This is a genomic window from Nocardioides jensenii JCM 1364 = NBRC 14755 (assembly GCF_001552535.1).
Taxonomy (GTDB): domain Bacteria; phylum Actinomycetota; class Actinomycetes; order Propionibacteriales; family Nocardioidaceae; genus Nocardioides; species Nocardioides jensenii.
In genome coordinates this window covers 1-9235 of the sequence record NZ_BCRJ01000093.1, presented here as the reverse complement: position 1 = coordinate 9235, position 9235 = coordinate 1, and the positions used below count along the sequence as shown (strand labels likewise).

At 69.9% G+C, this 9235-nt stretch carries 10 protein-coding genes; 9 read left to right on the top strand and 1 reads right to left on the bottom strand.

Annotated features, from left to right (window positions below):
• The 7 genes from NJ4_RS19555 to NJ4_RS19525 all read left to right on the top strand — a co-directional run.
• Positions 1 to 1175: LLM class flavin-dependent oxidoreductase (locus NJ4_RS19555; protein ID WP_245644637.1), on the top strand; the 1175-nt coding region annotated here is incomplete at its 5' end.
• A complete protein-coding gene (locus tag NJ4_RS19550) occupies positions 1172 to 1681 on the top strand; it encodes an NADPH-dependent FMN reductase (protein WP_067439138.1) in 510 nt (169 codons plus the stop codon). The genes NJ4_RS19555 and NJ4_RS19550, both read left to right, overlap by 4 nt.
• Positions 1678 to 2199: a flavin reductase family protein gene (locus NJ4_RS19545; protein ID WP_067439135.1), complete on the top strand. Its 522-nt coding sequence runs from the start codon at positions 1678 to 1680 to the stop codon at positions 2197 to 2199. The genes NJ4_RS19550 and NJ4_RS19545 overlap by 4 nt, the downstream gene beginning before the upstream one ends.
• Positions 2200 to 2219: 20 nt before the next feature.
• Positions 2220 to 3587, top strand: coding sequence for a protoporphyrinogen oxidase (gene hemG / locus NJ4_RS19540; RefSeq protein WP_067439132.1), 1368 nt, complete (start codon positions 2220 to 2222; stop codon positions 3585 to 3587).
• 73 nt (positions 3588 to 3660) lie between these two features.
• Positions 3661 to 4377 (top strand): hydrogen peroxide-dependent heme synthase, encoded by a 717-nt coding sequence (hemQ, locus tag NJ4_RS19535; protein ID WP_067439129.1) that lies wholly within the window; start codon positions 3661 to 3663, stop codon positions 4375 to 4377.
• A gap of 294 nt (positions 4378 to 4671) precedes the next feature.
• A complete protein-coding gene (locus NJ4_RS19530) occupies positions 4672 to 5133 on the top strand; it encodes a cysteine dioxygenase (RefSeq protein ID WP_067439127.1) in 462 nt (153 codons plus the stop codon).
• Positions 5130 to 5678, top strand: a complete 549-nt coding sequence (locus NJ4_RS19525) for a rhodanese-like domain-containing protein (protein WP_217996923.1) — start codon at positions 5130 to 5132, stop codon at positions 5676 to 5678. The genes NJ4_RS19530 and NJ4_RS19525 overlap by 4 nt, the downstream gene beginning before the upstream one ends.
• Here the strand turns inward: NJ4_RS19525 and msrB are convergent.
• A complete protein-coding gene (msrB, locus tag NJ4_RS19520; protein ID WP_067439124.1) occupies positions 5641 to 6039 on the bottom strand; it encodes a peptide-methionine (R)-S-oxide reductase MsrB in 399 nt (132 codons plus the stop codon). The genes NJ4_RS19525 and msrB overlap by 38 nt on opposite strands.
• A gap of 161 nt (positions 6040 to 6200) precedes the next feature.
• Here msrB and NJ4_RS19515 point away from each other — a divergent pair, with 161 nt between their 5' ends.
• Together NJ4_RS19515 and NJ4_RS19510 are read left to right on the top strand one after the other, a co-directional pair.
• On the top strand, positions 6201 to 7835 hold the full coding sequence (locus NJ4_RS19515; protein ID WP_067439121.1) for an alpha/beta fold hydrolase: 1635 nt from the start codon (positions 6201 to 6203) through the stop codon (positions 7833 to 7835).
• A 271-nt stretch (positions 7836 to 8106) separates the two neighbouring features.
• The gene (locus NJ4_RS19510) at positions 8107 to 9192 is read left to right on the top strand and encodes a DNA polymerase domain-containing protein (RefSeq protein ID WP_067439118.1); all 1086 of its coding nucleotides are present in this window, start codon (positions 8107 to 8109) and stop codon (positions 9190 to 9192) included.
• The last annotated feature ends 43 nt before the right edge of the window (positions 9193 to 9235 follow it).

The following is a 9235-nucleotide window of genomic DNA, read 5'->3' as shown; positions in this document are numbered from 1 at the left end:
AAGGGAACGACATGACCGACCTCAAGTTCCACTGGTTCCTGCCCACCAACGGCGGCGACAGCCGCTACGTGCTCAGCGGCGGCCACGGTGTCGACGCCGATGCCGGACCCCAGGGCCGGCCGGCCTCGGTGCCCTACCTCGGGCAGATCGCGCGCAGCGCCGAGCAGCTGGGATTCGAGGCCGCACTGACCCCGACCGGCGCGTGGTGCGAGGACGCCTGGATCTCCACCGCGATGCTTGCCTCACTGTCGGAGCGGCTGAAGTTCCTGGTCGCGTTCCGCCCGGGGCTGCTCTCACCGACCCTGGCCGCACAGATGGCCACCACGTTCACCAACATGTCGGGTGGCCGCCTGCTGCTCAACGTCGTGACCGGCGGCGAGAGCACGGAGCAGCGCGGCTTCGGCGACTTCCTCGACAAGGACGGTCGCTACGCCAGGTGTGGGGAGTTCCTCGACGTGGTCACCCGGCTCTGGGCAGGCGAGACCGTCGACTTCGAGGGCGAGCACATCCGGGTGCAGGGGGCACAGCTGGCGGCCGTGCCGCACGAGACACCGGAGATCTACTTCGGTGGCTCCTCGCCGGCCGCCGGTGACGTGGCCGCGAAGTACGCCGACGTCTACCTGACGTGGGGCGAGCCGCCGGCCGCGGTGGCGCAGAAGATCGCCTGGATCCGTGGACTCGCCGAGGCGGAAGGCCGCGAGATCAGGTTCGGGATCCGGATGCACGTCATCGCCCGCGACACCTCCGAGCTGGCCTGGGCCGAGGCTCAGCGACTGCTCGACTCGATCGACGACGCCACCATCGAGAAGGTGCAGGCCGGGCTCAAGCAGAGCGAGTCCGAGGGCCAGCGCCGCATGCTCGAGCTCAACTGGGGCAACCGCGACGACCTCGAGATCCACCCCAACGTGTGGGCCGGCGTCGGCCTGGTCCGCGGCGGAGCCGGCACCGCCCTGGTCGGCAGTCACGAGGAGGTCGCCGACCGGATCGAGGAGTACGCCGAGCTGGGCATCAGCGAGTTCGTGCTCTCCGGCTACCCGCACCTCGAGGAGGCCTACGCGTTCGGCGAAGGCGTCCTGCCGGTCCTGGCCGCGCGGGGTCGGTGGACCAACCCGGCACCCGCGCCCGTCTCGTCCGTCGCGAGTGTTCCGTTCGCCGCACGCAAGGCCGCCTCGTGACCCGGGTCGCGGTCGTCGTCGGCAACCCGAAGCCGCGCTCGCGCACCTACGAGGCCGCCGTGCGGCTCGCCACCGAGCTGGGTGCCGTCGACCCGCTGGTCGTCGACCTCGGCTCGATCGGGCCCGCGCTCCTCGACTGGTCGGACACCACCGTCTCCAGGCTGGTTGCCGAGGTGTCGTCCGCGGAACTGGTGGTGATCGCCAGCCCGACCTACAAGGCCACCTACACCGGCCTGCTCAAGGTGTTCCTCGACCGCTTCGCTCCCGACGCGCTGCGCGGCACGGTCGCCGTACCGCTGATGCTCGGGGCCGGCCCCGGCCACGCACTGGCGCCCGAGCTGACCCTGCGACCGGTGCTCGTCGAGATCGGCGCCACGTTGCCGGCTCCGGCGCTCTACCTGATCGACGGGGCGTACGACGACCCGGATGCGTTCACCGACTGGCTCGCCGTCAACCGACCGCTGATCGACTCTCTGACCGCCTCCCACGAAGGAGCCCCCGCATGACCACGCTGACCACCAACCAGGACCTCGACCCCGCAGCGCTGCGCGAGGCCTTCGGCGTCTTCCCGAGCGGAGTCGTCGCAGTGGCCGCCGAGGTCGACGGCCAGCTCACCGGTCTGGCCGCGAGCTCGTTCACCTCGGTCAGCCTCGACCCGCCGCTGGTGTCGTTCTCGATCGCGAACACGTCGAAGACCTGGCCCGACCTGCGACGGGCCCGGCACCTGGGCGTCACCATCCTCGCCGAGCACCACGGCTCGGTCTGCCGCCAGCTCGCCGGTCCCGTGGAGAGCCGCTTCCACGGACTGGCGGTCTCGGTCACCTCCGACGAGGCGGTCACCCTCGACGACGGCCTGGCCCAGTTCGACTGCACGATCCACCAGGAGGTGGAGGCCGGAGACCACACCATCGTGCTGCTTCGCCTCCACGCCGTCGGCGGCGACGGCTTCGGTGACCCGCTGGTCTTCCACCGCAGCGGCTTCCGCCGGATGGAGATCGAGGCCCGCGTCCGCGCCGCCGTCTGACCACGTGGCAGGCTGGGCGGGTGACTCGAACCGTCGTCGTTGGTGCCGGAATCGCCGGGTTGACCGCGGCTCGTCGCCTCGTTCAGCAGGGCCGGCGGGTGACCGTGCTCGAGGCCGCCCCGCAGGTCGGCGGCAAGCTCCGACTCGCCGAGGTCGGGGGAGTGCAGGTCGACGTCGGCGCCGAGGCCATGTTGAACCGTCGTCCCGAGGCGACCGGCCTGGCCCGCGAGCTCGGGCTCGACCTGGTGCACCCCGGAACGCTCTCCTCCCGGCTCTGGACCCGTGACGCGCTGCGCCCCCTGCCGCGCTCGGTGATGGGCGTCCCGGCCGACCTCGAACAGCTGGCCGCGTCCGGCGTACTCTCCGACCACGGCGTGGCCCGGGCCCGCGCCGAGCAGGTGATCGCACTCGAGGGCGATGACGTGTCGGTGGCCGACTTCGTGGCCCGGCGTCTCGGCGTCGAGGTCGTGGACCGGTTGGTCGAGCCGCTGCTCGGCGGCGTCTACGCCGGGCACGCCACCGAGCTCTCCGCGCGGGCCACGATCCCGCAGGTCGTGGCGCTCCTGGAGCGGTCGCTCTCCCTGCTGGAGGCTGCCCGTGCGACGCCCACACCCTCCGACGTGCCGGTCTTCGCCGGTCTGGTGGGCGGTGTCGGTCGGCTGCCACTCGAGCTCGTCGCGGCAGGCGGCTTCGAGGTGCGCACGTCGACCACCGTGCGTGCGCTGCGGCGCGTGGAGGGTCCCGAGCAGACGCGGTTCGAGGTGCTCGTCGGTCCGACGACGCACCCGGAGCTGATTGCGGCCGACGAGGTGGTCCTGGCCATTCCGGCGACCCCAGCGGCCCGGTTGCTCGGCGACCTCGCCCCGAACGCGGCGTCGGCGCTGGCCGAGATCGACTACGCGTCGATGGCGATCGTCACGCTCGCCTTCCGCGCGGCGGACCTGGTCGGTCTCGAGGGATCGGGATTCCTCGTCCCACCGGTTGACGGGCGCCGGATCAAGGCGGCCACGTTCAGCTTCAACAAGTGGGACTGGGTCCGCGAGGCGGGTGGCGGGCTGCTGGTGCTGCGCACCTCGATCGGGCGCCACCACGAGGAGGCCAGCCTCCAGTTCGCCGACGACGAGCTCGTGGCCCAGTCGTTGGCCGACCTCGCCCTGGCCACCGGCATCTCGGCGCGGCCGGTCGACTCGTTGGTGCAGCGCTGGGGCGGCGGCCTGCCGCAGTACACGGTGGGCCACCTCGACCGGGTGTCACGCATCAGGGCCGCCGTCGCGCAGGTGCCGGGTCTGGCCGTGTGCGGGGCGGCGTACGACGGCATCGGCATCCCCGCCGTGATCTCCTCGGCGGAGCGCGCCGTCGCCCGCCTCCTCCATCCCGATACTCCCTGACGTTCGGACCCCCGGCGAGGCCGGACCGAGGGGCCGAACGTCAGGGAGTATCGCGACTGGGCACAATGGAGGCATGTCGAACCCTGCTCCCACCCATGCCGCTCAGATCCGCGAACTGAACGACAAGGTCCGCTACACGATGTGGTCGGTCTTCAAGCTCGACGAGGTGTACGGCGACGCGCCGGCCGAGGACCGAGCCGCCGAGGCGCAGGAGCTGGCCGCGTTCTACGAGAAGCTCGCCGCCGACGACGTGGTCGTGCGTGGCACCTACGACGTGTCCGGGTTCCGGGCCGACGCCGACGTGATGATCTGGTGGCACGCCGAGGAGTCCGAGAAGCTCCAGGCCGCCTACAACGCGTTCCGACGTACCGCATTCGGAAGGCGCGTCTCACCGGCCTGGTCCCAGATGGCGTTGCACCGCCCGGCCGAGTTCAACAAGAGCCACCTGCCGGCGTTCCTCTCCGAGGAGTCGCGCAAGCACATCGCGGTCTACCCGTTCGTGCGCTCCTACGAGTGGTATCTCCTCGAGGACGCCGAGCGTCGCCGCCTGCTCGCCGAGCACGGCGGCATGGCCCGTGACTTCCCGGACGTCCGCGCCAACACGGTGCCGTCGTTCGCTCTGGGCGACTACGAGTGGATCCTGGCCTTCGAGGCCGACGAGATGTACCGCATCGTCGACCTGATGCGCCACCTCCGCGGCTCCGAGACCCGCCGCCACGTGCGCGAGGAGGTGCCGTTCTACACCGGCACCCAGGCGACGCCGGCCGAGCTGCTCGAGCGTCTCCCGTGACCGCCTGACCAGAGCGTGAGATGCGCTTGTGTCGACCCGGCACAACCCGCACACTTGAAACATGACTTCGGTAGTGGACATTCACGGCGCGCGCCTCGTCGCGGCCGGTGAGTGTTGTCGTCTCGCCTGATTCCGGCCGAGACCCGCGCACCCTCGTGCGCCCACCGAGAGAAGTCCCCATGTCCTACCCGGCGTTCCGCCGTCTGCACGTCGACCTGCTCCGCACGGCCAGTGACCTGTGTCCGTGGATGTCTCACCGCGCCCCAGACATCCACCTCCAGCACAGGAGACACCATGACCATCCTGACCGTCCTGCCCCTGCTCCAGACCCTGCGTGAGCACGCCGACGACCCCGACCTGCTGCACCTCCACGACCCGCACCCCACCGAGCGCCAGTGGACCGAGCTGGTCTCCGACCACGACTTCTCCCTCTGGCTGATCTCGTGGCCGCCCGGCTCGAGCACCGGCTGGCACGACCACGGAACCGCCGGGGGAGCGTTCACCACGATCGCCGGAGAGCTCACCGAGCACAGCTGGCAGGGCGGCGAGCAGCACAGCGAGAAGGTGCGCACCCTCGGCGTCGCCGAGGCGTGGGCCTTCAACTCCGAGCACATCCACGACGTGCGCAATCTGGGCACGACGCCAGCCCTCTCGGTGCACGCCTACTCGCCCCGGTTGACCACCATGACCCGCTACCAGCTGGTCGACGGGCGCCTCGAGATCGACGGCATCGAGCGGGCAGGAGAGGGGTGGTGACCGCCGTGGTGACCGCTCGACGGTTCGAGGAGATCTACTTCGACGGCGTCGACGACATGCTGGCCCAGGCCCGTTCCCGTCTGGACAGGGTCAGCGCGCGGGCGGCGTACCAGGAGGTGATCGGTGGCCGGGCGATCCTCGTCGACATCAGGCCCGAGGCACAGCGCGTGACCGAAGGTGTCGTCGAGGACCTGCCCGGGGTGCTGGTCATCGACCGCAACGTCCTCGAGTGGCGTCTGGACCCGCGCAGCGAGACCCGGCTGCCGCTGGCGTCGTACGACGCACGCGTGGTGGTGTTGTGCCAGCAGGGCTACACCTCGTCGTTGGCCGCGGACTCACTGCGTCAGCTCGGGGTGTGGGCAGCCACCGACGTGGTCGGCGGCTTCGCGGCCTGGCGCGCGGCCGGAATGCCGGTCAGGCTGCCCGGTCAGGCTGCCCGGCCGGAATGCCCGGCCGGAATGCCCGGCCGGAATGCCCGGCCGGAATGCCCGGCCAGACTGCCAGAGATCAGGCCTTCGGCTCGAGCGTCAGTGAGATCGAGTTGATGCAGTAGCGGTCGCCGGTCGGGGTGCCGAACCCGTCGGGGAAGACGTGGCCGAGGTGCGAGCCGCAGTTCGCGCAGCGCACCTCGGTCCGCTTCATCCCGGCGGAGGTGTCGTCGACGTACTCCACCGTGTCGGTCATCGGTTGGTAGAACGACGGCCAGCCGCAGCCGGAGTGGAACTTGGTGTCGCTGGTGAACAGCTCGGCCTGGCACGCCTTGCAGCGATAGACGCCGGTGTCCTCGGCGTCGGTGTACTTGCCGACGAAGGGGCGTTCGGTGCCGGCCTGACGGAGCACGGCGTACTCCTCGGGGGTCAGTTCCTCACGCCACTGCTCGTCCGTCTTCTCAACCTCGTAGCCCATGCTTTCAGTCTAGCCAGTGACTCTTCGCGGGCCGTCGGGAAGCAGATCGTGGGAGCGCGACCAGTTTGTGACCGCGAAGGTCTGGACGAAGGCGATGGAACGCGGCAATGTCAGGTCTTGGCCGGAAGTCTTCCCGGCGATCCATCTCGAAGGGATGAAAAGTGAAGAAAGTACTGACGATCGCGGCGTCGATCTCGGTGGGCATCGCGCTTCTGGTGCCGGCTGGTCAAAGCGCCGCAGCACCGGACAAGCCGGGCAAGCCCGTGGCCGGCGCGGGCTACACCCCGCCGGCCATCGACTGGGGAGAGTGCGACAACGCGCGGCTCAAGGCCGCCGGTGCAGAGTGCGGAATGATGATCGTGCCCCTCGACTACGACCGGCCGGACTCGACGACGATCAAGATCGCGGTCAGCCGTCTGATGCACACCGACGATGACTACAAGGGCATGATCGCGGTCAACCCGGGTGGCCCGGGCGGCTCCGGCCTGATCTACCCGATCCTCGCCCCGGCCATCCCCAACGGCGTCGGCGCGAAGTACGACTGGTACGGCTTCGACCCCCGCGGAGTCGGCAGCAGCGAGCCCGCGCTCAGCTGCGACCCGGACTACGCCGGCATGGGATATGACCGGCCCGACTACGTGCCGGACGATCCCGCCGACCTGGCGTGGTGGCGCGAGACCACCAAGGGCTACGCGGAGTCCTGTGCCACCGCCGACGCGAGCGCCCTGCTGCCGCACATGCACACCACCGACGTCGCCCAGGACCTCGACAGCCTGCGCAAGGCAGAGGGCCAGGAGAAGCTCAACTACTACGGCTTCTCCTACGGCACCTACCTCGGTCAGGTCTACGCGACCCTGTTCCCCGAGCAGGTCGGCCGCTTCGTCTGGGACGGCGTGCTGAACGCGAAGAACGCGTTCTATGAGGCCAACCTCGACCAGAACATCCAGTTCGACAAGAACATGGACGTCTACTGGAAGTACCTCGCGGACAACGATGCCGCGTTCGGCCTCGGCACCGACTGGCAGGCGATCAAGACCGGCTACTACCAACTCCTCGACGAGCTCGAGGCCACCCCGGCTGCCGGCGGCCAGTTGGGCCCCGACGAGCTGGGTGACGTGATGCTCTCGGCCGGCTACTACGTCTACGGCTGGGTCGACCTCGGCCACGCCTACGCCCAGCTGGTCAACGACGGTGACGGAAGCGGCATCATGGCCCAGTACGCCGGCCCCGGTGACGACAACGGATTCGCGGTCTACAACGGCGTGCAGTGCACCGACGCGCACTGGCCGAGCCAGAAGAAGACCGAGGCCGACGCGTGGAAGCTGCACCAGGACTACCCGTTCCTCACGTGGGGCAACACCTGGTACAACGCGCCCTGCCTCAACTGGCCGGCACCGTCGCGCAAGGCGTTCAAGGTCAAGGGCAACAAGGTGAAGTCGAAGATCCTGATGATCGGCGAGACGAACGATGCGGCGACGGTCTTCACCGGTGCACTCGCCACCCGCAAGGTCTTCCCGACGTCCTTCCTCATCGAGGGTGTCGGCGGCACGACCCACTCCGGGTCGTTGTCGGGCATCGCGTGCACCGACGACACCATCGCCACCTACCTCGACACCGGCGAGCTGCCCAAGCGGTCCAAGGGCAACGGCAGCGACCTGCAGTGCGACCCGGTTCCGGCCCCAGCGCCCGAGCCGGCCGCTGCGGCCAGGAAGCCGTCGGTCTCGGCAGGCGCGGCCGACCGGATGCCTGCCGACCTGCGTGCCGACCTGCAGCAGGCCCAGATGAACGGGCGGTAGTTCCACCAACACTGCGATGGGCGTCGTCCCGGCTTCGACCGGACGGCGCCCTCGTGGTGTCGTGACGCCTCCTCCTGGTTGGCGGCCGAGGGGCTCACGTCAGCTCGGCGTGGTCCGCGAACGGGGCGTCCTCGGCGAAAGCCTCGTCCTCCTCGGCCAACGGTGTGCAGTCGATCTCGACGGTGACGTCGTACGTCGGAGGCGATGCCGTCTCGAGCAGGCTGCCCGCCTTGCCGCCCGGGAGACCGACGCGGCGGGTAGCGTGTCCGCCATGGCGAAGGCACCGGCCGCAGAGGTTGACGCAGGCGGGCGCGCGGTGCGCGTCTCCAGCCCCGATCGAGTGATCTACGAGGCCACGGAGAGCACGGGTGAGGTCACCAAGCTGATGGTGGCCGAGTTCTTCGCGTCGGTCGGCGACGGACTGATGCGCGCGTTGCGGGAGCGCCCCACGGCCCTGGAGCGGTGGCCCTCCGGCGTACGCGAGGGCATGAAGCTGGCCACCGGGCCGCAGGACAAGAACGCCGACGCGTTCTACCAGAAGCGGGTGGCCAAGGGTGCCCCCGACTACCTCGAGACCGCGACGATCACGTTCCCCTCGGGACGCACGGCCGACGAGGTCTGCCCGACCGAGATCGCGGTCCCGGTCTGGTGCGCGCACATGGGCACGCTGACCTTCCACCCCTGGCCCGTGCGTCGCGCGGACGTCGACCGGCCCGACGAGCTGCGCATCGACCTCGACCCCCAACCCGGTACGTCGTTCGCGGACGCGGTGCGCGTCGCCGGGGTGGCCCGGGAGCTCCTCGAGGAGAAGGGCATCACCGGGTTCGTGAAGACCAGCGGGAACCGCGGTGTGCACGTGTTCGTGCGGATCGAGCCGCGATGGGACTTCGTCGACGTGCGACATGCCGCGATCGGATTCGGTCGCGAGCTGGAGAAGCGCGACTCCGGGGTCACCACCGCCTGGTGGAAGGAGGAACGCGGAGAGCGCATCTTCGTCGACTTCAACCAGAACTCACGCGACCGCACGATCGCCTCGGCGTACTCACTTCGACCGTTGCCGGGTGCCCCGGTCTCGACCCCGGTCACCTGGGCGGAGCTGGCCGACCTGAAGGACCCGCGCGAGTTCAACCTGTTCACCGTGCCCGACCGTGTCGCCGACGGTGACCCGTGGGCGACGATCGACGACGTCGCCCACTCGCTCGAGCCGCTGTTGCAGCTGTGGGAGGAGCAGGGTGCGGTCGAGCTGAACTATCCGCCCGACTACCCCAAGATGCCCGGGGAGCCGCCGCGCGTGCAGCCCTCGAAGAAGGTCGCCGAGCACTGGGACGAGCAGGGCAACCGCATCGACGACGCCTGACCCGGGCACCTGCCGCCGCCTCAGTGGAGATCTTCCGGCCTCA

Coding starts and splice junctions, on each gene's coding strand:
- msrB (WP_067439124.1), bottom strand. CDS start 6,039: ATGGGCTACGAGGTTGAGAAGACGGACGAGCAGTGGCGTGAGGAACTG.
- hemQ (WP_067439129.1), top strand. CDS start 3,661: ATGTCGAACCCTGCTCCCACCCATGCCGCTCAGATCCGCGAACTGAAC.
- NJ4_RS19545 (WP_067439135.1), top strand. CDS start 1,678: ATGACCACGCTGACCACCAACCAGGACCTCGACCCCGCAGCGCTGCGC.
- NJ4_RS19510 (WP_067439118.1), top strand. CDS start 8,107: ATGGCGAAGGCACCGGCCGCAGAGGTTGACGCAGGCGGGCGCGCGGTG.
- NJ4_RS19530 (WP_067439127.1), top strand. CDS start 4,672: ATGACCATCCTGACCGTCCTGCCCCTGCTCCAGACCCTGCGTGAGCAC.